Source organism: Comamonas avium (genome assembly GCF_014836675.1).
Classification (GTDB): Bacteria; Pseudomonadota; Gammaproteobacteria; order Burkholderiales; family Burkholderiaceae_C; genus Comamonas; species Comamonas avium.
On sequence record NZ_JACSQK010000010.1, the window covers coordinates 67601 to 92178 of the forward strand.

Genomic DNA, 24578 nt, shown 5'->3' on the forward strand with positions numbered 1-24578 from the left:
AAAATGACTGCTTGAAAACAGCCATTGCAGGGAATGACAGGGGTAACCCATGTTGCGCGACACGATATGTGCCTCAGCGTGCTTGCAGCGTGTGCAAGCCGAAGTGCGGATGAACGCATTCCCTAGATAGCCTCGAAGGATACTCTGCTGAGTACTTTTAGTCAAGGCGTGCAAGCCATAGCCACTATCTTTTATGCAGCGCGCAAGTACCAGTGGATTGTCGGGTCGCAGCGCCAGCGCCCTCCGCTTTCGGCCCACTAGAGCGACAATGCCTTACTTTTTATTTTTGCCTAGCTGCACCTTCATGTCCTTTTCCGCTCTGGGCCTTGCCCCATCGCTCGCCCATGCGGCCCAGGCCCAGGGCCTGATTGCCCCTACGGCCATTCAGTCCCAAGCCATTCCTGCGATTTTGAATGGCCAGGACCTGCGTGCCTGCGCACCCACAGGTTCGGGCAAGACAGCAGCGTATGTGCTGCCCCTGCTGCAAGCATGGATGCTGAGCGACGCTGGTCAGCGCCAAGGCAGCCGCAATACGCAGGCGTTGTTGCTGGTACCTACACGCGAGCTGGCCAGCCAAGTGGCTGAGCTGATCTACCACCTGGGCGAAGCCATGGGCCGCCGCCCCAAGGTGGCGGTACTCACTGGTGGCGTGTCCATCAACCCGCAGCTCATGGCATTGCGCGGTGGTGTGGACGTGGTGATTGCTACGCCCGGTCGCTTGCTGGACGTGGTGGCCCACAGCCAGCTCAAGCTCAGCACCATCCAGACCTTGGTGATGGATGAGGCCGACCGCCTGATGGACTTGGGTTTTGCCGAAGAGCTGGAACAAATTTTGGCCCTGCTGCCCGCCAAGGGCCAGCGCCAGACCTTGCTGCTTTCAGCCACTTTTGGCCCCAGCGTACAAAACCTGGTGGGCCAGTTGCTGCGCGAAGGCCACCACAGCGTCGAGATTGAATCGACCCACCAGCAAGACGCCACCATTGCCCAGCGTGCCATCCATATCGATGCAGCACGCCGCAGTGCATTGCTGCGTGAACTGGTCGAGCAGCACCCCGGCCAGCGTGTACTGGTGTTTGTGGCCAGCCGCTACAGCGCTGAACATGTCGCCAACAAGCTGTACGCAAAGAAGATTTTTGCCACCGCTTTTCACGGCGAGTTGAGCCAGGGCGCACGCGACAAAGTGCTCAGTGAATTCAAAGCCGGTCAATGGCAGGTGCTGGTGACCACCGATCTGGCATCGCGCGGCATTCACATTGAAGCGCTGCCCGTGGTGATCAACTACGACCTGCCACGCTCGCCCGACGACTACACCCACCGCATTGGCCGCACTGGCCGCGCTGGCCTGAGCGGGACGGCTATCAGCTTTGTATCGCCCGATGCACTGGCGCACTGGCAACTGATTGCCAAGCGCAATGCGCTGGAGATCGAGCTGGAGACTTTGCCCAAATACCCCGTCACCGAAGCCGCGCCACAGCGCCAGCCACATGAAGACGGCAACAACGGCGGCATCAAAGGCAAGCGCATGAGTAAAAAAGACAAGCTGCGTGCTGCGGCGGCCAGCGGACAAAAATCCAGCGACTGAGCGCACAGCACCCTCATCGCCCTCAAAAAGCCACGCCTCAGAGCGTGGCTTTTTAACGCACGGGGGGCCAGGCGGGCATCGCTTGAAAGCTCAGCGCCCTGCGTCCGTGCTTGCCTCAGCATCAGCACTGACCTCTACATCCTCTTGCGTAGCCTCGTGCAGCGCTTCGGGCTCCAGCTCTTCGGCAGAACGGTTCAGATGCACAAACATGCCCCAGCCAAACAGCATGGCCCCCACACCCACCATCAGCGCTGCGGAATAGATAAGGTTGCCGGGCGACTCCTGCCCTTTGAACGTGGCTATCAGTGCCTCAATCGCCAGCGCCACCACCACCACTACCAGAAAGCGCGACAGGAAACGCCGCACCCGCGTAGGCCCGGCAATGCTGGCGTCGCGCACCACCTCTTCTTCCACCACCGTCTGGCTGATCTGCAGCGCCACTACCGCAGCGGCCAGCACGCCCATGGCCTCCACCATGTGCAGCGTGGAATCCCCATCAAATCCCTGTATCAGCGCGCCCCAGCCCTTGCTAATCGCAATCCACAGCAAGGCCAGTGACACCAGGGCAAACAGCAGTGCCATCAGTGCATGCACGGCAGTGAACAAAAAGTGAACAGCTTTCATGGCATGTATGGCTCAAAAATGCAGATGCGCCATCTTTTCACCACCTCAGCGCCCACCGCGTAGGACGACATACAGTCAGGCATTTCAGCTGTCTTTCAGGGACTTGCAGCGGGCTGATGCATACAGCCCCTACACTGCTTGGCAACGTCTTTGCATACAGACTTGTCATTTAAAAATAAGAGCTGCCTTCGCTTTACTGCATTGATTTTCAAATATAAATCTATCTGAAAATCAATATACATAAGCGATAACAGCTCTTTTATTAGGAGTAGCTAATTTCATGTCCACCCCGTTTGAACTCCTGACTGCACACGCCTGCTACGGCGGAGCACAACGCTTTTACAAGCATGATTCACGCGAAATCGGCTTGCCCATGAAGTTCTCGGTCTACCTGCCACCCAAGGCTGTCCTGGGCGAAAAAGTGCCGGCACTGCTATATCTGGCCGGCTTGACATGCACCGAAGAAACCTTCATGGCCAAGGCGGGCGCACAGCGCCTGGCGGCTGAACTGGGGCTTGCGCTGATCACCTGCGACACCAGCCCGCGCGATGCCAACGTGCCCGGCCAGGCCGATGCCTGGGACTTTGGCGTGGGCGCGGGCTTTTACCTGAACGCTCAACAAGCCCCGTGGGAGCAAAACTGGCGCATGGAAAGCTACATCATCGATGAGCTGCTGCCCATGCTGGGCCGCTACCTGCCCATTGACATGCAACGGCTGGGTATTTTTGGCCACAGCATGGGCGGCCACGGCGCACTCACGCTGGCACTGCGTCATCCCGGCATATTCAAAAGCGTCTCGGCCTTTGCCCCCATTGCCAACCCCAGCAGCTGCGCATGGGGCCAAAAGGCATTCACCGGCTATCTGGGGAGCAACGAGGCAGTATGGGCGCAACACGACGCCACACGCCTGATGGAATCGCAGGGCAAAGCCCCCTACCCCGCAGGCATACTGATTGACCAAGGCATGGCCGACAAATTTCTGCACGAAAAGCAATTGCTGCCCGAAGCCTTTGAAGCGGCCTGCGCCAAAGTCGGCCAGCCCCTGGTGCTGCGCCAGCAAGCGGGCTATGACCACGGCTACTACTTCATTCAAACCTTCATGGATGACCATCTGCGCCACCACGCGCAGCAACTGGGTCAGTAAGCGCAGCACACATGCACTGCCTGCTATGGGTTGTGGGCTATGGGTGTTACCCAGCACCGGGCAGGCATGACATGCAACACTGACACACAACCATCAAGGCGCAGGCGCCAGAGGCACCTTCAAGGCCAAGCCCGTCTGCGCTTTAACTTCTGCGCTTTGATCCAGGCAGCACTCTGATGTACTGAGCCGGTGGCCGCCCTGAATCTTGGAGATATACAAGGCCTGATCAGCCCGGCGCATGATGTCTTGCATGCTGGTATCTGAGGCAGTGAAGTGCGCCAGCCCGATACTCAACGCGGGCGTCTTTCCGCCTGCGGCATAGCTTGCCAGCGCCTGGTACCCCCGTATCAGCAACTGCTGTGCAAAAGCTTGAATCTCAGCCATGCTGCGCTCTGGGCACAGAACGGCAAACTCATCACCGCCTAAGCGACAGACCAGATAGTCATCCTCAGCGAGCTGCTGCACCGCCTGCGCCAAATCTCTCAGCGCCTGATCGCCCACGGGGTGGCCCTGCCCATCATTGATGGTTTTAAAGTGGTCCACATCAAAGCACAGCAGGTAAGCGGGCTGCGCATGGCGTATAAAACCTGCATAGGCGGCATCCAGGGCCTGCATGAAGCGCCTGCGATTGTGCAAACCCGTCAGCTCGTCGCTCAAGGCATGCAACTGCAATTGCTGCTGCAGCTCTTTGCTGGCCGTGATGTTGCTGGCCACCCATAAAACGGCTTTCTCACCGTCATACAGCTGCTCCAGCGCACTGATGCGGCCTTCAAACCATATAGGCTCTGCGGGGCCTTCTGACGGCAAGCCCAGCACATCGTGTGCACTCAGTTCGTACTCCACCACCAGCATTTTCTGGCAGGTGAGCGCGCTTTGGATTTGCTGCTCAAACCATGCCGCTTTAGCCGGCGCAAGCACGTCTGCAATGCGATGCCCCACCAGGCAGCTGCCGTCGTGGTAGTAGCGCTTGTCTTTTCCACCCAGCACCGCCACGTAGCGCCCAGACTCGGTCAAGATGAAAGTGGGGTTCGGCAAACTATCGCAAATAGCTTGGTATTGAGAAGCGGTGAACAAGTTGCCGTCCTGCGTACAAATCGCAAAAGCAAGAGGCACGGATTCTCGCAAATTCATTGACTTACATAGCAAGAAACCAAGCGATAACTAATGGCATTGCCCCCTGTGCACCCCCGCACATTGCCTTGCAACAAAGCCTTTTTGAAAAACGCCCTTTAGCGCTGGTTTGCTGCGGACATACATAGCGTTAGCGCTGCGTTTTGCGCAGCGTGTAGAGATACAGCTGCTCCACCTTCTCGCGTGCCCACGGCGTTTTGCGCAAAAAACGCAGGCTTGATGACATGCTGGGGTCGGCATTAAAGCAGCGCACAGGGATGCGCTCGCCCAGCTCTGCCCAGCCGTAGTAATCCACCAGGTCGGTCAGCATGCGCTCGAGCGTCAGGCCATGTAACGGGTTGCGCGGTTGTTCTTTGGAGTCCATGGGCCTATTTTCCTTGCACACACACCGTGCGTGTTTTTGGATGAATGAATCAACAAAAAGGCCTCGACATAGGTCGAGGCCTTTGGCTTTCTAACAAACTAAAAATTATTCACGCCAGTGTTCAGCCACCCACGTTGCAGGCTTGATGAAACGAAAACGGCGATTACGCCGGCCGGCCAGCGCATCTGGCGGATTGCATTCACCATGAAAAATCACGATGCGCGCGTTGTCAGGCACAAAAGGAGGCTTCCAGAAATTCGTCGGCCAGCTTGGAATACAGTGGTATTTGAAGCTGGGGCACCACTCCTCAGGCCAGTATTTGAGCTTGCCTTGCTTGTGTATGGCATCCGACAAATACGCCTGCTCATTGCGAAACTCTTTGCGAATTTCATCAAAGTGGCGTCGAAAGTACTCCAGCACATCCGGGTGCGCGCCCAGCTCAAAGCGGTACACGGAAGAGTTACCCGTGACGCGCCATGGTCGCTTGTGATCGTGAATGATGAGGAATTCACCCGGATAGGTGAAAAAATCATCCAGCGACCCTGTAATCACCACGTCCACATCCAGAAACAGCGCAGTACCCTTCAGACCATGCAGGTCTTTGGAGAAGGTCGTCAGCTTGGTCCAGCCTCGCTCAGGAATGCCCGGCGGCAGGTCCAGCGAAGGAATTGGCAGACACTGCACCTCTGAACGTATCCCTTCAGCGTTGTCGGTCAGGCAGACAAAGCGAAAATCACCACTGAGATGGCGGCGCACCATGGCGTACAACCGGTTAACGTATTCCGGTCCGTACTTGGTACCCCATTTCATGCAAAGGATGTGGCGCTCAGATATTGTGGAAGTTGTGGTGGTCATGCTGAAGTGAAGTCTGGATACTTAGTGGCCTTTTTTTGCCGACTTAGGGCCACTCTTCTTGGCACGCTTGACCAAGCCGCCTTGGGTCAGACGCTGGTTACCCAGCACACGGATTTGCTTGACCTCAGGCTTGCTGCCGGCTCGGCCGAACTTAAGCAGCTTGATGTCACGCGGACCGGCCATGCGGTCATCGTCAAAAGCCTTTTCCTTTTCAGGGATTGGGCGCCACAGCACCAGCAGCTTGCCGATGTGCTGGATGGGGGCGGCGTTGAGCTCGTCGCACAGTTGCAGGTAAACCTGCTCACGGGCAGCACGATCGTCACCGAACACACGCACCTTGATCAGGCCGTGCGCGTTCAGTGCGCCGTCAATTTCCTTCTGGACGGCGGGTGTAAGGCCGTCACCACCAATCATGACCACGGGGTCCAAGTGGTGGGCGTTGGCGCGGTGTTCCCGGCGCTCAGCGGGAGTTAAATCAATTTGGGGCATGCCCGTATTATCGAGGCAGGAAGAAATTTGCGATGAATATCAAATCGAAAAGCAAGAAGCTCAACAAGAATTGGCTCAATGCCCACTTGAATGACCCTTATGTGCAAGCTGCACAAAAGGACGGTTATCGCGCTCGTGCTGCCTACAAGCTCAAGGAGATTGACGAGACATTCAAGCTCATTCGCCCCGGCCACGTTGTGGTGGATCTGGGCTCCACGCCTGGTGCCTGGAGCCAGTATGTCCGCAGACGCCTGTCGCCCACAGGTGCCGCCGTTGGAGCCCTTAACGGCACCATCATCGCCCTGGATTTACTGCCCATGGAGCCCATCGAGGGTGTGCACTTCATCCAGGGAGACTTCCGGGAAGAGTCCGTACTGGCACAGTTGCAAGAAGTCGTGCAGGATCGCCCTGTGGATTTGGTGGTATCTGACATGGCACCCAACCTGTCTGGCAACAGCACCACCGATGGGGCCCGCGTAGAACTGTTGATTGAACTGGCGGTGGATTTTGCGATCAACCACCTCAAGCCTGAAGGTGCTTTGGTTGCCAAAGTATTTCATGGCCCCGGTTATGACGATTTGATCAAGCTTTTCCGTGCGCATTTCAAGCAAGTCAAGCCCCTTAAACCCAAGTCATCGCGAGACAAATCCTCGGAGACCTTCTTGATTGGCATTGGCCTCAAATAGGCCGGCACACAAGGCTGCAAGGCTCTTTTTTCCTGAAAACCCTTGTACTCCATCGCCTTGACAGGAATAAGGCTTCGGCACAGTCGCTTGAAAGACCTAAAATGAACCTCATATGGGGACATAGCGTTCCCATGTGAATGTATTTCTCCTCTTTTCCTCTGGAGCCCCGCTTGAACAATCAGTGGTTTTCAAAAATCGCCGTCTGGCTGGTCATCGCCATGGTGCTGTTTACGGTATTTAAGCAATTTGATACCCGTGGAAGTGCTAGCGCTGGCCAAGTCGGCTATTCGGAATTCCTGGCCGAGGTGCGCAACAACCGCATCAAGAGTGCGACCATTCAGGAAGGCCAAGGCGGCACTGAAATCGTTGCGCTAACCACCGACGATCGCCGTATCCGTACAACCGCAACCTATTTGGACCGTGGTCTGGTCGGTGACTTGATCGCCAACGACGTCAAATTTGATGTCAAGCCACGCGAAGAAGGCTCGCTGCTGATGAGCTTGCTGATCAGCTGGGGCCCCATGCTGCTGCTGGTGGGCGTGTGGGTGTACTTCATGCGCCAGATGCAAGGCGGCGGCAAGGGCGGCGCATTCAGCTTCGGCAAAAGCAAAGCCCGCATGCTCGATGAAAACAACAACACCGTCACTTTTGCCGATGTTGCCGGTTGCGATGAAGCCAAGGAAGAAGTCAAGGAAGTCGTCGACTTTCTGAAAGACCCCAACAAGTTCCAGAAACTGGGCGGCCGCATTCCACGTGGCTTGCTGCTGGTTGGCCCTCCTGGCACAGGTAAAACATTGCTGGCCAAATCGATCGCTGGTGAGGCCAAAGTGCCTTTCTTCTCGATCTCTGGCTCTGACTTCGTCGAAATGTTTGTGGGTGTTGGTGCAGCACGTGTGCGCGACATGTTCGAGAACGCCAAGAAAAACGCTCCTTGCATCATCTTCATTGATGAAATTGATGCTGTGGGCCGCCAGCGTGGTGCGGGCATGGGCGGCGGCAATGATGAACGCGAGCAGACACTCAACCAGATGCTGGTGGAGATGGACGGTTTTGAGACCAACCTCGGCGTGATCGTCGTGGCAGCCACCAACCGCCCTGATATTTTGGATGCCGCTTTGCTGCGCCCCGGTCGTTTCGACCGTCAGGTCTACGTCACGCTGCCCGATATCCGGGGCCGCGAGCAAATTCTGAACGTGCACATGCGCAAGATTCCCGCCGGTCAGGACGTCAATCCGTCAGTGATCGCACGCGGCACACCAGGCATGTCCGGCGCTGATTTGGCCAACCTGTGCAACGAAGCCGCCTTGATGGCAGCCCGCCGCAACGCGCGCACCGTTGAAATGCAGGACTTCGAAAAGGCCAAGGACAAGATCATCATGGGCCCCGAGCGCAAGAGCATGGTCATGCCCGAGGAAGAGCGCCGCAATACGGCCTACCACGAAGCAGGCCACGCATTGATTGGCCGCTTGCTGCCCAAGTGCGACCCTGTGCACAAAGTCACGATCATCCCGCGTGGCCGTGCACTGGGCGTCACCATGAGCCTGCCTGAGAAAGACCGTTACTCCTACGACAAGGAGTTCATGCTGAACCAAATTGCCATGCTGTTTGGTGGCCGTATTGCTGAAGAAGTGTTTATGAACCAGATGACCACTGGTGCATCCAACGACTTCGAGCGTGCCACCCAGATTGCACGCGATATGGTGACGCGTTACGGCATGAGCGATGCCCTGGGCACCATGGTGTACTCAGAGCAAGAAGGTGAGCCTTTCCTGGGTCGCACCTTCAGCAAGGGCACAAGCCTGTCCGAGTCCACCATGCAAAAGGTCGACAACGAAGTGCGCCGTATTCTTGACGAGCAGTACGCACTGGCCCGCAAGCTGATTGAAGACAATCAAGACAAAATGCATGCCATGGCCAAGGCCATGCTCGAGTGGGAAACCATCGACATGGAACAGCTCGATGACATCTTTGCAGGCAAGGAGCCTCGTCCGCCTAAAGATTGGGTGCCACGCACTCCCAAGTCCAGCGACGATAGCAACTCTTCGGGTGGTGGCACTCCTGCTGTAGATCCTGACCCAGCGCCTACTGCGGCATAAAGCAGCACCTACCAAACAACGGGGCCATGCGCCCCGTTTTTTCATGGCCATCATTTGTTGGAGCTCGTTATGGCGCAATGGCAAACCACGCGTTTTTTACTGGATCTGCAACGCCCCTTGATCATGGGCATTGTGAACAATACCCCGGACTCATTTTCTGATGGTGGCAAGCACCGAGATCTCGATGCTGTGCGCCATGCAGAAAAACTGGTCAAAGAGGGCGCAGACATTCTGGACATTGGCGGCGAATCGACCCGCCCCGGCTCACCCGCCGTGCCAGAAGATGAAGAGATTCGCCGTGTACTGCCCATCGTCAAAGAAGCGGTCAAGCTGGGCGTTGCCATCTCTGTGGACACCTACAAACCTCGGGTAATGCAGGCAGTCCTGGATTTGGGCGCTGACATCATCAACGACGTATGGGGGCTGCGGCAACCCGGCGCTCAGGACGTTGTGGCCGCTCATCCCCGGTGCGGGGTTTGCATCATGCATATGCACCAGACACCGCAAAACATGCACCTTGACCATATGCAAGGTGACGCTGTAGCGCAGGTGCGTGATTTTTTGCGCGATGCATCTCAAGCGCTGATGGCGCGTGGCGTATCCCGCGAACGCATTGTTTGGGATTACGGCATTGGCTTTGGCAAAAGCGTGGCACAAAATTTTGCGTTACTTGCTCGCCAGACAGAATTGCTCGCACTAGACTTTCCGCTTTTGGCTGGTTGGTCACGCAAAGGCTCTTTGGGCCAGGTCAGCGGATTACCTGTTGAGCAACGCATGGTTCCTAGCGTGACTGCAGCTTTGCTGGCCGTAGAGCGCGGCGCTCGCATTGTGCGCGTGCATGATGTGGCAGACACCAAGGCTGCTTTGTCGGTATGGCAGGCCATGCACGATCAACAACGCCAGCACCCCTAACAAGGAACACCACAATGGCTCGCAAGTATTTCGGCACGGATGGCATCCGCGGCAAGGTAGGGCAATCCGTCATCAATCCCGACTTCGCCCTGCGCTTGGCGCACGCAGTGGGCCGTGTGCTCAAAAAGACCCAGGAACGCCCTACCGTTCTTATCGGCAAAGACACCCGTATTTCTGGATACATGCTGGAAGCGGCCCTGGAAGCTGGCTTTAACGCCGCTGGCGTGGATGTCATTTTGCTTGGCCCGTTGCCCACACCTGGTGTGGCCTACCTGACACGTACCCAGCGCGCAAGTCTGGGTGTTGTGATCAGTGCCAGCCACAACCCTTTCTACGATAACGGCATCAAATTTTTCAGTGCCCAGGGCACCAAGCTCGACGATGCCTGGGAGGAAGCCGTTGAGGCGGCATTAGAGGAGGCCCCTCAGTGGAGCGACTCAGCCGCACTTGGTAAAACCCGCCGTCTCGATGATGCGGCAGGCCGTTACATCGAGTTTTGCAAAAGCACATTCGACAGCAACCTGTCGCTGCATGGGCTGCGTATTGTGGTGGATGCTGCCCATGGCGCTGCCTATCACATAGCCCCCAAAGTTTTTCACGAGCTGGGCGCAGAAGTCATTGAAATTGGCTGTGAACCCGATGGGCTGAACATCAATGATGGCGTGGGTGCCACCCACCCGGAAACGCTTGCACTGGCTGTCCGCGCCAACCATGCCCACTACGGAATCGCTTTGGATGGTGACGCCGATCGGCTGCTCATGGTCGATGGCGCAGGCCGCATCTATAACGGCGACGAGCTGATGTACCTCATGGTTCAAGACCGGCTGCAGCGTGGCGAGCCAACGGCTGGCGCTGCTGGCACGCTGATGACCAACATGGCTGTCGAGGTAGCCCTCAAGCAGCAAGGCGTGGAGTTTGTGCGTGCCAAAGTAGGTGACCGCTATGTACTGGAAGCGCTGAACGCCAGAGGCTGGCAAATTGGTGGAGAGGGCTCTGGCCATCTACTCGTTCTGGACAAACACACAACAGGTGATGGCATTGTCAGTGCGCTGCAAGTGCTGCAAAGCTGTGTACGCAGCGGCAAGACGCTGGCAGCACAACTGTCCACTCTCACGCTCTACCCCCAGGTGCTGATCAATGTTCGCCTGGCTCCTGGCCAGGATTGGAAAAGCAATCACCTGCTTGCACAAACACAGGCTGAGGTGGAGCAACTGCTTGGCGACACGGGCCGAGTCCTGATCCGCGCCAGCGGTACCGAGCCGTTGCTGCGGGTCATGGTTGAAGCGCGCGATGCCGCACAAGCGAGTCTCTGTGCACAAAAGTTGGTTGATGCGGCGAAAGCCGGCTAAAGCCCCACTGATTCGTACCAATAGCTTGCCCAATGCTTGCTTTTATTAAGTAGGCAGCCACAATGCCTGCAACGCACCAAAAATGTGCAAACACGCTGGCCCTGACAACCGCCGTTGTCCGGGCCGTTCTCCGTGTAGACATCTGAGTTTTGACACACGGTTTGCTCCACACCTTCGCAAAGAAGCCGCATATGGACAACAAAAAACCCGCGATCACCCTGTCCTCACTGGACATGGACCGCCTTGAAAACCTCATGGAAAAGTTGCCAAGCAACTTTCCGGGCCGCAGCGCGCTGGAAGCGGAGCTGAACCGCGCTGACGTGTTGGACCCACAGGAAATGCCTGCCAACGTGGTCACCATGAATTCCACCGTGCGCTTTACGCTGCAAGAGAGTGACAAGACCCAAACCCTGACCTTGGTGTACCCCAAGGAGGCGGATGGCAGCCCTGACATAGTCTCGGTATTTGCGCCTGTGGGCACGGCATTGCTTGGACTGCGCGTGGGCGACGTGTTCGAGCTGCCCAGCCCCGCAGGCAAACCCGTCACAGTCAAGGTCGATGCAATTACCTACCAGCCTGAAAACGCTGGTCAGTTGCATCGCTAGACCGCGAACCCCCTGCTCGTAGCGCGTTGCGAAATAGCCCATACACACGGATATCGGTAAATTCAGCAATTGCAGGAATACATGCATTCCTAGGCACAATGCGGATATGACACAAAACACCCCACTCCCTCCATTGAACCGGCAGTTCGTCTCGCACTTTGGCGAGATGGGTAGCCGTTGGGGCATCAACCGCACCGTGGGTCAAATCTACGCGCTGCTGTATTTGTCACCCCGTGCACTCAATGCAGAAGATATTGCGGAAACGCTGGAGTTCTCTCGCTCCAACGTGAGCATGGGTTTGAAGGAATTGCAGTCGTGGCGCCTGGTCAACCTGCGCCACCATGCCGGTGACCGGCGCGAGTACTTTGAAGCACCGCAAGACGTATGGGAAATCTTTCGCCGCCTGGCTGAAGAGCGTCGTCGCCGGGAAATTGAGCCCACTCAGTCGATGCTGCGCTCCGCTTTGCTGGAAGACGTTTCAACCGACGACGAGCGCCATGCACAGCAACGCATTGAAGAAATGTATGTGCTGATTGAAAAGCTGATGACTTGGTTTGACGATGTGCAACGCCTCAAACCCGAAACTGCCATGCAGCTCATGGGCATGGGGGCGGCGGTGACTCGGGTGCTGGACTTCAAGGACCGCATGCTGGGCGGAGACAAAAACAAAAATGCAGCAGAGGGCAAAGAGAGTTGATGCGCTGAACGCGCTGTGTACGCCAGTGCCCGAAAAAAAGCCTGCATACGCAGGCTTTTTTTATGCCGTGATCTGTGCCCGGAAGGCCTGTAAATAGCTTTGAACGCGGTGGCGGTGCGCAGTCCCCAGACGCAGCAGTATCTTTTGCCCTGAAGACAACGATTGCAGCTTGGGGTCCGCATATTCATAGCGCAGCCATGGTTGCTGAGACGGAACTTGGCCCTGCACCTGCACCAGCTGCACAGCAATGGGTTCTTGTGGCTCGGGTGTCTGCAGCAAGTGGTCTATCACGGCCACCAGCCGGTCATTGAAGTATTGACCTGGGTAGCCCAAGCCCTCATAGGTTTGCTGCAGCAGCGGATAGGCCTGCCGATACCATGCGGCTGCCTGGGCCGGCTCAATGCTGGTCACAAAACCCACCACGGCGTCGTAGCGGGCGCTGTTGGTGCTGGCAATGTGCATGCCTTGCTCGCTTTGCGTCAGCTGCATCTGCCCGCCAACGGGGTATAGCGGCCACAGACGTGGGGCGGCATGACCACGTGGCAGGTTGTCGATGGTGGCAACCATATGGTGTGCCAGCCCCGGCATCACCAAAAATTTCAAAGCCTGGCTGCCCAGCCAGTCTTTGACCATGCGGTCCAGAGCCTGCGCATCATCGGCAGGCACCGCATCTGCAGTGGCAGCTGGCAAGGGGTGCTGCGGTACTGCGTCTTGCGGCGCTGCCAATGGTGCAACCGCAGTTGGCTCTTGTACTACGGGTGCAGGTGCATCCGCCGGCTTTGAAATGGGTGCCTCCAGAGCAGGCGCTGCACCTGTGCTTTTGGCTGCCCAGTACTCTCGTGCGTACCAGGCTGCATAACCCGCCGCAGCAATGGCTAAAACAATCAGCAGCCACTTGGTGGTCCCATCGCTTGAAGTCTGTTGACGCATGCGTTGCTGCTTGGGTGGACGTAAATCTTGCTCAGTCATGGCGCTCCTTGCTGTGCGTAATGCATGCCTTCAAGCATTTCGCATGCCTCCATCCTAGCGGTCATGCACGCACAAAAAAACCCGCAGCCTTGAACAGCTGCGGGTTACTTCAGGCCTGAACCGGTGATGCCGGAACCAGGTGTTTTTAGTTTTTGGCCTTTTCCAGCAATTGCTTGCGGGTGGCTTCGTCATCCACTAATTCAAACCACATGGCGTTCAGCACAGCGAACGCAGCAGCCAGTGGCAAGCCCAAAATCCAAGAGAAGTACCACATTGCATCTTCCTTTCAAAATTCAATTTTTGATAGCTACTAGCGCTTTGTATTACTTGTTTTCAATATGAAAACATATGTAAAACGTTGTCTATCAAGCGCTAGAAGCTCTCTTTTTAATAAGCGTGACCCTTGCCTTGTTCAATCTCATCGGGGTCTACCTTGCCACGCATGATGCTGTAGACCCAGCTGGTATAGGCCAGGATGAGGGGCAAGAAGATGAGGGCACACACCAGCATGATGAACAGCGTCAGGTGGCTGGACGATGCGTCCCAGACCATCAGACTGAACTGCGGGTTGACCGATGAGGGCAGGATGAAGGGGAACATAGAGACGCCCACGCTCAGCACAATGCCAGCAATGGCCAGACCACTGCTGAGCAGGCCCAGCCACTCACGTCGCAACTTCATTCCCAAGGCCGCCAGCAATGGCATGCACACACCCAGTGCAGGCACGATCCACAGCAATGGCTGCTTGGCGTAATTGGCCATCCAGGCGCCCTGCCCCAGCTGCGCCGACTTGAGCAGTGGGTTGGAGGGACCTGTCGTGCTCATGGCCTCGGTCAGCGTGTAGCCGCTTAACTTGGCCAGCCAGACACCAGCAACGGCATACAGAACCGTGGTCAAAATGGCAGCACCCATACCCCAGCGAGTGGCACGCGCCTGCACATCGCCTTCGGTCTTGAAAACCAGCCACGCTGCACCATGCATGAGCAGCATCGACAGCGAGACAAGGCCACACAGCACCGCGAAGGGCGAAAACAGCGCAAAGAAGCTGCCGTCGTAGTAGATGCGCATGTCGTCAGCCAGACGGAAAGGCACGCCCATCAGCACATTGCCCATGGCCACACCAAAGACCAGTGCAGGGCCCCAGCCACACAGGCACAGTACCCAGTCCCATCCATTGCGCCAGGCTGTCCCTTCGCGCTTGCTGCGGAACTTGAAAGCCACAGGCCGCAAGATCAAGCAGACCAGCGCAGCGAACATGGCCATGTAAAAGCCAGAAAACGAGATCGCGTACAGCTGAGGCCAGGCCGCGAAAATAGCGCCTCCCCCCAAAATCAACCACACTTGGTTGCCTTCCCAGATAGGCCCAATGGTGTTGATCACCACACGGCGCTCTACATCGGTTTTGCCCGTGACACGCAGCAAGGCTGCTGCGCCCAGATCGAAACCGTCAGTGACTGCAAAGCACACGAGCAAGACGCCCAGCAGCAGCCACCAGATGACGCGCAAAACGTCATAGCCCAAAAGTTCATGCAAGATCATGGTATGTGACTCCTTCGGTTACTTGCCGCTGTAGGCATTCACGAATTTCTTCGCGTACGCACTGAGGTGGGGTTCGCTCTCTTCGGTGGGCCCCGTCAAGATAGCCTTGCGCATCAATACCATTTCGATACCGAACATGACGGTGTAAATGGCCACAAACATGACGATCGTCATCAGCACAGTGCCAGCCCCCAGGTTGGAAACTGCCATGGCCGTGGGCAGTACGCCTTCAATGATCCAGGGTTGACGGCCCAGCTCCGCAACGATCCAGCCGCATTCAGCCGCAATCCACGGCAAAGGAATGGCCATCACCGCCACTTTGAGCAGCCACGGATAAGCATCCAGCTTGCGACACGCAGACAGCACAAAGAACGTTGCAGTCAACGCGATGAAGAACATGCCCAGTGCCACCATGACGCGGAAGCTCCAGAACAGCGGCCCCACGGGTGGAACGGTATCTTGCGCAGCTTGCTGGATCTGCGCTTGCGTGGCCTTGCGCGGGTCATCGGTGTAGCGCATCAAAAGCAGTGCATAGCCGAGGTTGGCACCATGGTCTTCAAAGGTGGTCACCACATCGGCGGGCACGTCCGCCTGTTTTTTGAAGCTGCGGATGGTTTGCAGTGCGTCGTACGCCTTGATGCCCGAGGTAATACGGTCTTGTGCGCGCAGCACCAGATCGTTAATGCCCGGAATTTCAGTATCCAGCGAGCGCGTACCAATCAGGCCCATCACCCATGGAATGTGTACGGCGTAGTGCGTTTCACGTGCGGCGCTGTCCGGAATGCCCACTACGGTAAACGCGGCAGGTGCAGGCTCGGTTTCCCACATGGCTTCAATGGCCGCCAGCTTCATCTTCTGGTGCTCTGACGACAAATAGCCACTCTCATCGCCCAGAACCACTACGGACAGTGAAGCGGCCAGACCAAACGATGCCGCCACAGTCATAGAACGCTTGGCCAGGGCCACGTGCCGCCCTTTAAGCAGATACCAGGCAGAGATGCCCAATACAAAAATCGACGCCACGGTGTAGCCCGCAGACACGGTGTGCACAAACTTGGCCTGCGCCACCGGGTTGGTCAGCACGGCAAAGAAGTCATTGACTTCCATACGCATGGTTTGCGGGTTAAAGGCTGCGCCCACAGGGTTTTGCATCCAGCCGTTGGCAATCAGAATCCACAATGCCGAAAAATTGGAGCCAATGGCTACCAGCCACGTCACCACCAAGTGCTGCACCTTGGTCATGCGATCCCAGCCAAAAAAGAACAGGCCCACAAAGGTGGCTTCCAAGAAAAAGGCCATCAGCCCCTCAATCGCAAGCGGTGCACCAAAGATATCGCCCACATAGTGGCTGTAGTAGCTCCAGTTCATACCGAACTGAAACTCCATGACCACGCCCGTAGCTACGCCCATGGCAAAGTTAATGCCAAACAAGACCCCCCAGAATTTGGTCATGTCGCGCCAGATGGTGCGTCCCGTCATCACATAGACGGTCTCCATGATGGCTACGATCACCGCCAGACCAATGGTCAGCGGCACAAACAAAAAGTGGTAGAGCGCCGTTATCGCAAACTGCAGCCGCGATAAGTCGACAATATCGAGGTCCATGGTGTTGTCCTTTCTAGGGTCCTCAAGGGAGTGCTACTGAGGCAGCCAGCCTGCCCATGCATCCAAACAAAAACAGGTCAAACTTTCAATTCGCTCGCAAGCGCTGCAGCAACGAGTCAAACCCGGCCTCTCCACGTCGCGCCTGCGCTTGCACGGCACCCGCTTCCAGCCAGATCAGCCGGTCAGCCAATACCGCCTCGCGTTGCAAATGCGTGCACATCACCACCGTGTGGCCTTGCGCGCGCGCCATCAGTCGCAGCAATACGTCGTGAGCTGTCGGGGCATCCAGCCCTTCAGTAGGCTCGTCCAGCAGCCATGCTTGCTGCTGGGCCAGCAGCAAGCGCGCCAGCCCCAGGCGGCGGGCCTGACCACCCGACAGACCCAAGCCCCCCTCACCCAGCATGCTGTCCAGCCCCCAAGGCATGGCGCGCACATCGTCCTCAAGGCCTGCGTCTTGCAGCGCAGTCCACAGCGCAGCGTCATCGGCCAGAGGTGCCGCCAGACGCAGGTTGTCGCGCACACTGTCTTGGAACAGTGCAACTCGCTGGGTCAGCCACACGCAGGACAAAGCAGTCACTGTGCCCCGGGTCAATGCTTGTTCGCCTGCCAGCACAGCCATGACGGTGGACTTGCCTGCTCCGCTCGCACCAATCAAGGCCACGCGCTCTGCTTTGTGCACTTGCAAGTGGATGCCATTGACTGCCGGCAGCACACCGTCTGCATGCTGGACTACCGCAGCCTGCAGTTCAAAGGCCAGACCTTGCTGTGGGGCGGGCAAGTGTGCGTCCTGAACGTCTTGCTGCATGCGCGCACCCAGACGGCGGGCCGCCAAACGCGTGCGACCGGCTTCCAGAGCGCCGCGGCGCAGCGCAGCAAAAGGCTCCATGGCGGTCAAGGCCATCAGCAGTGCCAAAGCCGCACCCGGTGCTCCAATCACCTGTGCATGCACAAGGTAGCCTGCGGCGGCCAGCACTGCGGCCAGGACCACAGCACCCGCCACGCCAAAACCGGCAGCGGCCTTGGCATCCAGACGGTTGAGCTGGTGATCGGCCTGTGCTACTCGGGCATCAGATTGCTGCACACGCGCGCATTGCGCGGCCAAGCGGCCAGCCATCAGCAATTCCGTCTGGCCAGCCACCATATCCACCGCGTCTGCACGCAAACGCTCCAGCGCCACGGCACGCTGCACAGCCGGCACCGCACTGCGGCCCGCCAGCCAGGCGGTGAGGCAACCACCTGCAAGCAACAGCCAAGCCAGTACGGCCAGCCCCAGCCACCATTGCAAAGCGCCCAGCACCACACTCGCCAGCAAGGCGGCACCACAGGCAGCGACCGCCGGAACAATCATGCGCAGATACAGGCTATCGAGCGCATCCACATCCGACGTCAAGCGCTGCAACAAACGCGCAGGGCGCAATTGCAGCAAGCGGGCTGCGTCAGGCTGTGCCCAGCCTACAAACAGTTTCTCGCGCAAGGCTGCCAGCACGGCCAAGGTGGCTTCATGGGTGACTACACGTTCGCCATAGCGCGATGCTGTTCGGCCCATGGCCAGCAAGCGAATGCCTGCCGAAGGCATGAAGACATCAAACACCAAGGCCGTTGCAGGCACCAAACCTGCCAGCGCCGTGGCGGCAATAAACCAGCCAGACAGCCCCAGCAAGGCCATGCCCATCAGCACGGTCAATGCAGCCATCGCCGCGCCGCCCAGCCACCAGCGCCTGGGAGCCATGGCACTGAGCAGGTGAGCGACATCACGCAATCGGGTGTGAGGCATCATGCAAGCACCTTTGGCATTGCTGCTTGTAGATAGATGGTGCGGTCCATCAGTGCGGCCAAGACCGCGTCATGCGTGGCTACGATCAAAGTTTTCCCCTTTGCCATGCGGCGCAGGCTGTGCATCACCTGCAGGGCCGTTGCCGGGTCAAGATGGGCAGTGGGCTCATCCACCAGCCACAAACCAGCATGCTGATGAATGGCCATGCGAGCCAGAGCCAGACGCACAGCTTCACCGCCGGACAGCCCTTGCCCGGCCTCTCCCAGACTGCTGCCCTGACGCTGGACCAGGGACTGATCCAGTCCCGCTTGCGTCAGTGCATGTTCAACGGCCTGCGCATTGACGCCCTCGCGGCCCAGCTGCACATTGCGGCTGACGCTACCGGCAAAGACGTGGGCTTGCTGCCCCATCCATGCAGTACGCGCACGCATTGCCGGCCAATCAGAGGTATGCAAAATTTGTCCATCCAGCATGAGCTGCTCTGGTGCAACAGGCAGCAAGCCAGCCAGCTGTGCCAGCAGCACCGACTTACCAGCTCCGCTAGGGGCCCAGATCGCAACATGCTCCCCTGCATCAACGTGCAAATTCACAGGTGCCAAAGCCGCCTGACCATCTACGGTGATGAGCAAATTACAGGTATCCACGCGGATCGCATCTGGTGAAACTGTGTCAGGGGCTGGAGCCAGCGCAGCAGGCAAAGGCAGATTCTTTTGACTTAATGCCTGCAATCCCTCCATCGCAGCCTGCCCTGCAGCACGGTCATGCCACACAGCAGACAACTCACGCAGGGGATCAAAAAAACTGGGCGCCAGCATCAACACCCACAGCGCCTGACCCAAACTGAGCTTGCCGCCCCAGGCACCGAATGGCAGATTGCCCAGCAGGTGAAAACCCACATACATGGCAACCATGGCCACGCCCAAGGCAGAAAACAACTCCAAAACCGCTGATGACAAAAAGGCAATGCGCAGTACACGCATCGTGCGCTCACACAATGATTGCGCTTGTGCACGCAGGCGGCTGGCGGTGTGAGGTACTGCATGCAGTGCGCGCAATGTACTCAGTCCGCGCAAACGGTCGAGCAAAAACGCATTCATCTGGCCCAGCTCCACCATATGAGCCTCACTGGCGGCCTTGGCACGCCAGCCAACAATGGCCATGAACAGAGGAATCAGAGGGGCACAGAACAGCAAGATCAGTGCGGCCAGCCATGACTGAGTGGCAACGGCCAGCACGATGATGGGTGACACGACCCGCACGCGCCACATGGCTGGCTGGTAGCGTGAAAGCCAGGGAACAATCGCCTCAGCCTGCTCGGCCAAAGCGCTGGCAGCCAGCCCTGAGGCAGGACGTGTGCGATCCATCGGAGAAGTTTGCGCCAGCGCCTGCAATGTCTGGGCACGCAGACTGCTGACCCGTGCACGTGCATGCACATAGGTCACTCGAACCCCACGTCCTTCACACAAAGCACGCACAATGCCGAGCAGCATCACTGCGGCAACCTGTATTGCCAAATAATCCAGCGCCTGCCCTGCTGCAAAGCACTGCACCGCCCAGGCAATCACCCCAGCTTGCGGCAGCCACAACAGCGAAGCCAGCACCAGCCAGCCACTGCCGGGTTGGGCGCTGTTGGGTCGGTGTTGTGCCGAAGCACAAGCTGCCTGAGGTGTGTCAATATTTTGCATGTTTTCTAAATTTCAGTATTTACTGAAATTTGTGTAAATGCTAGACGATTCAAGTAGCCTTAGTTACAACTGCAATTCAAACCCCAGTGAATAACTCCGGTGACGTAAAAAAAAAGCACCCTAAGGTGCTATATGACTTGCGTCAAGTAATTACGCAGTTTGTAACAAGCGGTGTCGAGCCTCTTGGTACTCACGCTTCAAACGCGCGACCAAATCAGCTGCAGGTTGAATTTTGTCAATCGCACCAATGCCTTGGCCACAGCCCCAGATGTCCTTCCAGGCCTTGGTACGGCCAGAACCAAAGTTCATCGCGCTAGGGTCAGAGTCTGGCAAGTTATCTGGATCCAGACCCGCAGCACGAATGGACGGTGCCAGATAATTGCCATGCACACCCGTAAACAGGTTGGAATACACCACATCGTCCGAGTTGCAATCCACAATCGCTTGCTTGTAGGCTTCTTCAGCCCGCGCCTCTTGTGTGGCAATGAAGGCAGATCCAATGTAAGCAAAGTCAGCTCCCATGGCCTGGGCTGCCAAAACCGCACCGCCAGATGCAATGGAGCCTGACAGGGCTACAGGGCCGTCAAACCACTGGCGAATTTCCTGAATCAGTGCAAACGGGCTTTTCACACCCGCGTGACCGCCTGCCCCAGCCGCCACAGCAATCAAACCGTCGGCGCCCTTTTCAATCGCTTTATGGGCAAATTTGTTGTTGATGATGTCATGCATCACCACACCGCCCCAGCTGTGTACGGCCTGGTTCAAATCTTCACGCGCTCCCAAGCTTGTAATGATCAGTGGCACTTTGTACTTCGCGCACACCTGAAGATCGTGCTCCAGGCGGTCATTGCTTTTGTGCACGATCTGGTTGATGGCAAAAGGTGCAGCAGGCGCATCAGGGTGCGCTTTATTGTGTGCAGCCAGCTCCTCGGTAATTTCAGCCAGCCAGTCATCGAGCAACTCTGCAGGTCGTGCATTCAATGCAGGCATGGAACCGACAATGCCCGCCTTGCACTGGGCAATGACCAGCTTGGGGGTGCTGATGATGAACAAGGGCGAACCAATGACTGGCAGCGCCAAATTTTGTAGCACCGCAGGAATTTTCGACATGCAGCTGTCTCCGTGATTGTTATTTACAAGAAAAATTGACCGCTAGCGCTTATTTCAAAAGCACTAGCAGCTCACTTTTTTCATCTTAAATGCAGACCTTGCATGATCTGCCTTGCACCGATGCTCGGGCTGTCACCCTTGCGTCAGAATGCATCCAGTGGCAATGCACAGGCGCTCTCTCCACCTGCCAAAACGCTGTCGCGCAGGCCTGGCACTTGGGTGAGAATGTGTTCCGCATAAAACTGCGCCGTGACCACTTTGGCCTGCATAAAGGCCACATCTACCCCCAGAGCCGCTTGATCTTGAGCCGCCAGCAAAGCGCGCCCCATCTGCCAGCCAGCCAGCAAATTTCCGGTCAGCATCAAATACGGCACACTGCCCGCGTATACGGCGTTGGGTGATGCCTTGGCCTTGCCCGCCACAAATTCCACGACATCCAAAAAAGCCTGGCGCGCGGCCTTCAAACGCTGCGCCATGGATTGAGCGGCCTCGGTACCACTGGCCAACAATTGCGCCTCGGTTTTGGCGATCTGGGCCGCGATATCTTGGGCATTTTTACCGCCATCACGCGCTGTCTTGCGCCCCACCAAGTCATTGGCTTGAATAGCCGTTGTCCCTTCGTAGATGGTCAAAATCTTGGCATCACGGTAATACTGGGCAGCACCGGTTTCTTCAATAAACCCCATGCCTCCGTGCACCTGCACACCCAGACTGGTTACGACCAAGCTCATCTCCGTGCTGTAGCCCTTGACCAGCGGCACCATGAATTCATAGAACGCTGCGTTGGCCTTGCGCACTTCAGCATCGGGGTGGTGGTGGGCTGCATCGTAGGCCGCCGCAGCCGTACTGGCCATGGCGCGGCAAGCTTCAGTGGTGGCACGCATCGTCATCAGCATGCGGCGCACATCGGGGTGGTGAATGATGGCTGCGCTGCCCGCCACACTGCCGTCCACAGGGCGACTTTGCACACGATCACGCGCGTACTGCACTGCACGCTGGTAGGCGCGGTCAGACACGCCAATACCTTGCATGCCCACGCCGTAGCGCGCAGCGTTCATCATGATGAACATGTACTCCAGGCCACGGTTTTCTTCACCAACCAGATAGCCAATTGCACCACCGTTGTCACCGTATTGCAGCACGGCCGTAGGTGATGCCTTGATGCCCATCTTGTGCTCAATCGAGACACAGTGCACATCATTGCGAGCCCCCAGACTGCCATCGGTATTCACCAAGAACTTGGGCACCACAAACAGGCTAATACCCTTGACACCCTCCGGAGCGCCCGACACCCTGGCCAGCACCAGATGCACGATGTTGTCCGCCATATCGTGCTCACCGTAGGTGATGAAAATTTTGGTGCCAAATACCTTGTACGAGCCATCGGGCTGGGGATCAGCCTTGGTGCGCACCAAAGCCAGATCCGAGCCGGCTTGCGGCTCAGTCAAGTTCATGGAACCCGTCCACTCCCCGGTCACCAGCTTTTCAAGATAAGTAGCTTTCAGCGCATCGCTGCCTGCTGTCAGCAGCGCCTCAATCGCGCCATCCGTCAGCAGCGGGCACAGCGCAAAACTGATGTTGGAAGCATTGAGCATTTCCACGCACGCAGCACCAATGGTCTTGGGCAAGGCCTGACCGCCAAAGTCCGCTGGGTGCTGCAAACCTTGCCAGCCACCTGCCATGAATTGCTGGTAAGCCTCTTTGAAACCCGGCGTGGTTGTCACTTTTCCGTTCTGAAAGCTGGAAGGGTTGATGTCTCCCTGAATATTCAGTGGCTCCACCACACCTTCACACAGCTTGGCGCTTTCTTGCAGCACGGCTTGTGCGGTTTCTAAACCTGCATCTTCAAAACCGGGGATTTGCGTCACTTGGCTCAGGCCTGCCAGGTGCTCCATGCAAAACAGCATGTCTTTGATGGGTGCGGTGTAGCTCATGTCTCGTCTTTCTTGTATTCAAAAATGGCTGTGGTCTTATTTGGCCTACGCAGGCGGCTATCTCTGATTTATTGCGTCACACGTCCTTGGGCATTCACAATGCTCAAATCCACAAATTTGGAGCCCGATTGAGAGTCAGGACGAAAGCTGACCCAGTAACCGCCCAAGTCCACGGCATTCAGATTGCGCAGACTGTCAGCCAGTTTTTCACTGGTCAGTGGCTGAGTGCGGCGCATGGCATCCACCAGCACCTTGGCATTCACATAGCCTTCCATCATGGGATAGCTCACCGGTATTGCGTCACTGTCAGGCTGCTTGCTCACCACGTCGCGAAACTCTTTGTTCAAACGGTTGTTAGAACGGTACGGGTTGGGCACCACCTGCGCAATCGAGACGCCGCGCATCACATCCACATGCAACCGGGTTGCCAGCTGCTCAATGTCTGCACCGGAAGTGGCATAAATTTGAGCAGCCCCGCCTTCGGCACGGTAAATCTCCACAAAAGCTGCAGTCACTGGACTGGACGCCACGACGATGATGGCCTGCACGCCGGGTTGCGCTTTTTGCAAACTATCAATCACCGCTTCTTGCGCTGCTTTGCCGGCCTTCAGCATGCGGCTGTGAATCAGCTTGGCTCCTGAAGCCGCAGCAATCTCAGTGACCTGTGCCTCCAGTGCCTTGCCTTCCTGGTCATCACGCTCGTCATATACGATCGCCAGGCGAGTCAAACCCAGCGTGGCCAGATGCTTGGTAATTTTCTCAATCTCTTGCGGCAATACCGCACGGGTGCTAAACAGCTGCTGAGCCTTCAGAACACGGGCATTCGTGCTATGAAAGCCAACCAGACTGATTTGCGCCTGATCCAGCACCTTGCTATCGAGCAAGGCCAGTAAATTGCGATTACCAAAATAACCAGCCAACGCGATGGGCTTGGACTCCTGGAGCAAGCGCTGAGTTTGCTTGACCGTATCCTGCGGACTGGAGCGGTCGTCGAGACTGACCAGACGCACGCGCTCGCCGTGCACGCCACCTGTGCGATTGACCTGATTGAAATACAGGCGCATGCCTTGTGCATAGGCCTTGCTCTGCACGGCCCCAGCACCTGTCAGTGGTGCGACTTGCCCAATGACCCAGTCAGCATGCACCCATGTGCCTGTGGTGGCACAAGCTACGGCCAGCACCCATTGGCCAAGCCTGCCCCTGCTTGTCTCCTGCATGTCGTATCTCCCTTGTCGTCAGGTCATTGTTGTTGAATCCGCGCTCAACGCATGCCTGCCCCTGATGCAAAAAAGGAGGGGCCTGCCCCTCCTTTTTTTCCGCAAATTACAGCGCTTTCACCAGCTCTGGAATGGCCACAAACAAGTCAGCCTCCAGGCCATAGTCGGCCACCGAGAAGATCGGTGCTTCCGCATCCTTGTTGATCGCCAC

22 protein-coding genes and 1 pseudogene are annotated in these 24578 nt (G+C 57.2%); 8 read left to right on the forward strand and 15 right to left on the reverse strand.

What is annotated here, in order from left to right; translation table 11 throughout:
* Positions 1–304 precede the first annotated feature (304 nt).
* Positions 305–1582, forward strand: a complete 1278-nt coding sequence (locus tag H9646_RS17320) for a DEAD/DEAH box helicase (RefSeq protein WP_191724645.1) — start codon at positions 305–307, stop codon at positions 1580–1582.
* A gap of 90 nt (positions 1583–1672) precedes the next feature.
* On the opposite strand, the gene H9646_RS17325 is transcribed toward H9646_RS17320, so the two are convergent.
* A complete protein-coding gene (locus H9646_RS17325; protein ID WP_191724646.1) occupies positions 1673–2206 on the reverse strand; it encodes a hypothetical protein in 534 nt (177 codons plus the stop codon).
* Between the two features lie 280 nt (positions 2207–2486).
* Here H9646_RS17325 and fghA point away from each other — a divergent pair, with 280 nt between their 5' ends.
* Entirely contained in the window at positions 2487–3350 is an 864-nt protein-coding gene (gene fghA / locus H9646_RS17330) for an S-formylglutathione hydrolase (protein ID WP_191724647.1), read from the forward strand.
* A gap of 93 nt (positions 3351–3443) precedes the next feature.
* Here fghA and H9646_RS17335 read toward each other — a convergent pair whose 3' ends face one another.
* From H9646_RS17335 to H9646_RS17350, 4 genes are all read right to left on the reverse strand, one after another.
* Complete coding sequence (locus H9646_RS17335; RefSeq protein WP_225214299.1) at positions 3444–4424, reverse strand: GGDEF domain-containing protein; 981 nt, start codon at positions 4422–4424, stop codon at positions 3444–3446.
* A gap of 187 nt (positions 4425–4611) precedes the next feature.
* Entirely contained in the window at positions 4612–4845 is a 234-nt protein-coding gene (locus H9646_RS17340) for a VF530 family protein (RefSeq protein ID WP_191724649.1), read from the reverse strand.
* A gap of 105 nt (positions 4846–4950) precedes the next feature.
* On the reverse strand, positions 4951–5700 hold the full coding sequence (locus tag H9646_RS17345) for a glycosyltransferase (protein WP_191724650.1): 750 nt from the start codon (positions 5698–5700) through the stop codon (positions 4951–4953).
* A gap of 21 nt (positions 5701–5721) precedes the next feature.
* Positions 5722–6189: a YhbY family RNA-binding protein gene (locus H9646_RS17350; RefSeq protein ID WP_191724651.1), complete on the reverse strand. Its 468-nt coding sequence runs from the start codon at positions 6187–6189 to the stop codon at positions 5722–5724.
* Positions 6190–6221: 32 nt separating this feature from the next.
* On the opposite strand from H9646_RS17350, the gene H9646_RS17355 reads away from it, so the two are divergent.
* The 6 genes from H9646_RS17355 to H9646_RS17380 all read left to right on the forward strand — a co-directional run bounded on the left by H9646_RS17355 (position 6222) and on the right by H9646_RS17380 (position 12534).
* Positions 6222–6875, forward strand: coding sequence for an RlmE family RNA methyltransferase (locus H9646_RS17355; protein ID WP_191724652.1), 654 nt, complete (start codon positions 6222–6224; stop codon positions 6873–6875).
* A gap of 170 nt (positions 6876–7045) precedes the next feature.
* On the forward strand, positions 7046–8971 hold the full coding sequence (ftsH, locus tag H9646_RS17360; RefSeq protein WP_191724653.1) for an ATP-dependent zinc metalloprotease FtsH: 1926 nt from the start codon (positions 7046–7048) through the stop codon (positions 8969–8971).
* 69 nt (positions 8972–9040) lie between these two features.
* On the forward strand, positions 9041–9883 hold the full coding sequence (gene folP / locus H9646_RS17365) for a dihydropteroate synthase (RefSeq protein ID WP_225214300.1): 843 nt from the start codon (positions 9041–9043) through the stop codon (positions 9881–9883).
* 14 nt (positions 9884–9897) lie between these two features.
* Complete coding sequence (gene glmM, locus H9646_RS17370; protein ID WP_191724654.1) at positions 9898–11232, forward strand: phosphoglucosamine mutase; 1335 nt, start codon at positions 9898–9900, stop codon at positions 11230–11232.
* A 191-nt stretch (positions 11233–11423) separates the two neighbouring features.
* Positions 11424–11837: a nucleoside diphosphate kinase regulator gene (gene rnk / locus H9646_RS17375; RefSeq protein ID WP_191724655.1), complete on the forward strand. Its 414-nt coding sequence runs from the start codon at positions 11424–11426 to the stop codon at positions 11835–11837.
* 106 nt (positions 11838–11943) lie between these two features.
* A complete protein-coding gene (locus tag H9646_RS17380) occupies positions 11944–12534 on the forward strand; it encodes a GbsR/MarR family transcriptional regulator (RefSeq protein ID WP_191724656.1) in 591 nt (196 codons plus the stop codon).
* Between the two features lie 60 nt (positions 12535–12594).
* Here the strand turns inward: H9646_RS17380 and H9646_RS17385 are convergent, their stop codons facing one another.
* From H9646_RS17385 to H9646_RS17430, 10 genes and pseudogenes are all read right to left on the reverse strand, one after another.
* A complete protein-coding gene (locus H9646_RS17385; RefSeq protein WP_191724657.1) occupies positions 12595–13503 on the reverse strand; it encodes a DUF3014 domain-containing protein in 909 nt (302 codons plus the stop codon).
* 145 nt (positions 13504–13648) lie between these two features.
* Complete coding sequence (gene cydX / locus H9646_RS17390) at positions 13649–13777, reverse strand: cytochrome bd-I oxidase subunit CydX (protein WP_191724658.1); 129 nt, start codon at positions 13775–13777, stop codon at positions 13649–13651.
* Positions 13778–13890: 113 nt separating this feature from the next.
* Entirely contained in the window at positions 13891–15042 is a 1152-nt protein-coding gene (gene cydB, locus H9646_RS17395) for a cytochrome d ubiquinol oxidase subunit II (RefSeq protein ID WP_191724659.1), read from the reverse strand.
* An 18-nt stretch (positions 15043–15060) separates the two neighbouring features.
* On the reverse strand, positions 15061–16647 hold the full coding sequence (locus H9646_RS17400; RefSeq protein ID WP_191724660.1) for a cytochrome ubiquinol oxidase subunit I: 1587 nt from the start codon (positions 16645–16647) through the stop codon (positions 15061–15063).
* Between the two features lie 85 nt (positions 16648–16732).
* Entirely contained in the window at positions 16733–18421 is a 1689-nt protein-coding gene (locus H9646_RS17405) for an amino acid ABC transporter ATP-binding/permease protein (RefSeq protein ID WP_225214301.1), read from the reverse strand.
* A complete protein-coding gene (cydD, locus tag H9646_RS17410; RefSeq protein ID WP_191724662.1) occupies positions 18421–20106 on the reverse strand; it encodes a thiol reductant ABC exporter subunit CydD in 1686 nt (561 codons plus the stop codon). Before cydD ends, H9646_RS17405 begins: the two co-directional genes overlap by 1 nt.
* Before the next feature lie 150 nt (positions 20107–20256).
* Positions 20257–21216 carry an NAD(P)H-dependent flavin oxidoreductase gene (locus H9646_RS17415; RefSeq protein WP_191724663.1) on the reverse strand — a complete coding sequence of 320 codons (960 nt, stop codon included), beginning with the start codon at positions 21214–21216 and terminating at the stop codon, positions 20257–20259.
* 143 nt (positions 21217–21359) lie between these two features.
* The gene (locus tag H9646_RS17420) at positions 21360–23150 is read right to left on the reverse strand and encodes an acyl-CoA dehydrogenase (RefSeq protein ID WP_191724664.1); all 1791 of its coding nucleotides are present in this window, start codon (positions 23148–23150) and stop codon (positions 21360–21362) included.
* A 68-nt stretch (positions 23151–23218) separates the two neighbouring features.
* Complete coding sequence (locus H9646_RS17425; RefSeq protein ID WP_191724665.1) at positions 23219–24367, reverse strand: ABC transporter substrate-binding protein; 1149 nt, start codon at positions 24365–24367, stop codon at positions 23219–23221.
* 106 nt (positions 24368–24473) lie between these two features.
* Positions 24474–24578: pseudogene (locus H9646_RS17430) on the reverse strand (electron transfer flavoprotein subunit alpha/FixB family protein); the annotation flags it as partial.

What these genes read in the sequence shown, in the direction of transcription:
- fghA (WP_191724647.1), top strand. Translation starts at nt 2,487, where the DNA reads ATGTCCACCCCGTTTGAACTCCTGACTGCACACGCCTGCTACGGCGGA.
- H9646_RS17385 (WP_191724657.1), bottom strand. Translation starts at nt 13,503, where the DNA reads ATGACTGAGCAAGATTTACGTCCACCCAAGCAGCAACGCATGCGTCAA.
- cydB (WP_191724659.1), bottom strand. Translation starts at nt 15,042, where the DNA reads ATGATCTTGCATGAACTTTTGGGCTATGACGTTTTGCGCGTCATCTGG.
- H9646_RS17320 (WP_191724645.1), top strand. Translation starts at nt 305, where the DNA reads ATGTCCTTTTCCGCTCTGGGCCTTGCCCCATCGCTCGCCCATGCGGCC.
- H9646_RS17405 (WP_225214301.1), bottom strand. Translation starts at nt 18,421, where the DNA reads ATGCCTCACACCCGATTGCGTGATGTCGCTCACCTGCTCAGTGCCATG.
- folP (WP_225214300.1), top strand. Translation starts at nt 9,041, where the DNA reads ATGGCGCAATGGCAAACCACGCGTTTTTTACTGGATCTGCAACGCCCC.
- cydX (WP_191724658.1), bottom strand. Translation starts at nt 13,777, where the DNA reads ATGTGGTACTTCTCTTGGATTTTGGGCTTGCCACTGGCTGCTGCGTTC.
- H9646_RS17420 (WP_191724664.1), bottom strand. Translation starts at nt 23,150, where the DNA reads ATGAGCTACACCGCACCCATCAAAGACATGCTGTTTTGCATGGAGCAC.
- H9646_RS17345 (WP_191724650.1), bottom strand. Translation starts at nt 5,700, where the DNA reads ATGACCACCACAACTTCCACAATATCTGAGCGCCACATCCTTTGCATG.
- H9646_RS17350 (WP_191724651.1), bottom strand. Translation starts at nt 6,189, where the DNA reads ATGCCCCAAATTGATTTAACTCCCGCTGAGCGCCGGGAACACCGCGCC.
- cydD (WP_191724662.1), bottom strand. Translation starts at nt 20,106, where the DNA reads ATGCAAAATATTGACACACCTCAGGCAGCTTGTGCTTCGGCACAACAC.
- H9646_RS17355 (WP_191724652.1), top strand. Translation starts at nt 6,222, where the DNA reads ATGAATATCAAATCGAAAAGCAAGAAGCTCAACAAGAATTGGCTCAAT.
- H9646_RS17415 (WP_191724663.1), bottom strand. Translation starts at nt 21,216, where the DNA reads ATGTCGAAAATTCCTGCGGTGCTACAAAATTTGGCGCTGCCAGTCATT.
- H9646_RS17425 (WP_191724665.1), bottom strand. Translation starts at nt 24,367, where the DNA reads ATGCAGGAGACAAGCAGGGGCAGGCTTGGCCAATGGGTGCTGGCCGTA.
- H9646_RS17325 (WP_191724646.1), bottom strand. Translation starts at nt 2,206, where the DNA reads ATGAAAGCTGTTCACTTTTTGTTCACTGCCGTGCATGCACTGATGGCA.
- H9646_RS17400 (WP_191724660.1), bottom strand. Translation starts at nt 16,647, where the DNA reads ATGGACCTCGATATTGTCGACTTATCGCGGCTGCAGTTTGCGATAACG.
- glmM (WP_191724654.1), top strand. Translation starts at nt 9,898, where the DNA reads ATGGCTCGCAAGTATTTCGGCACGGATGGCATCCGCGGCAAGGTAGGG.
- rnk (WP_191724655.1), top strand. Translation starts at nt 11,424, where the DNA reads ATGGACAACAAAAAACCCGCGATCACCCTGTCCTCACTGGACATGGAC.
- H9646_RS17340 (WP_191724649.1), bottom strand. Translation starts at nt 4,845, where the DNA reads ATGGACTCCAAAGAACAACCGCGCAACCCGTTACATGGCCTGACGCTC.
- H9646_RS17380 (WP_191724656.1), top strand. Translation starts at nt 11,944, where the DNA reads ATGACACAAAACACCCCACTCCCTCCATTGAACCGGCAGTTCGTCTCG.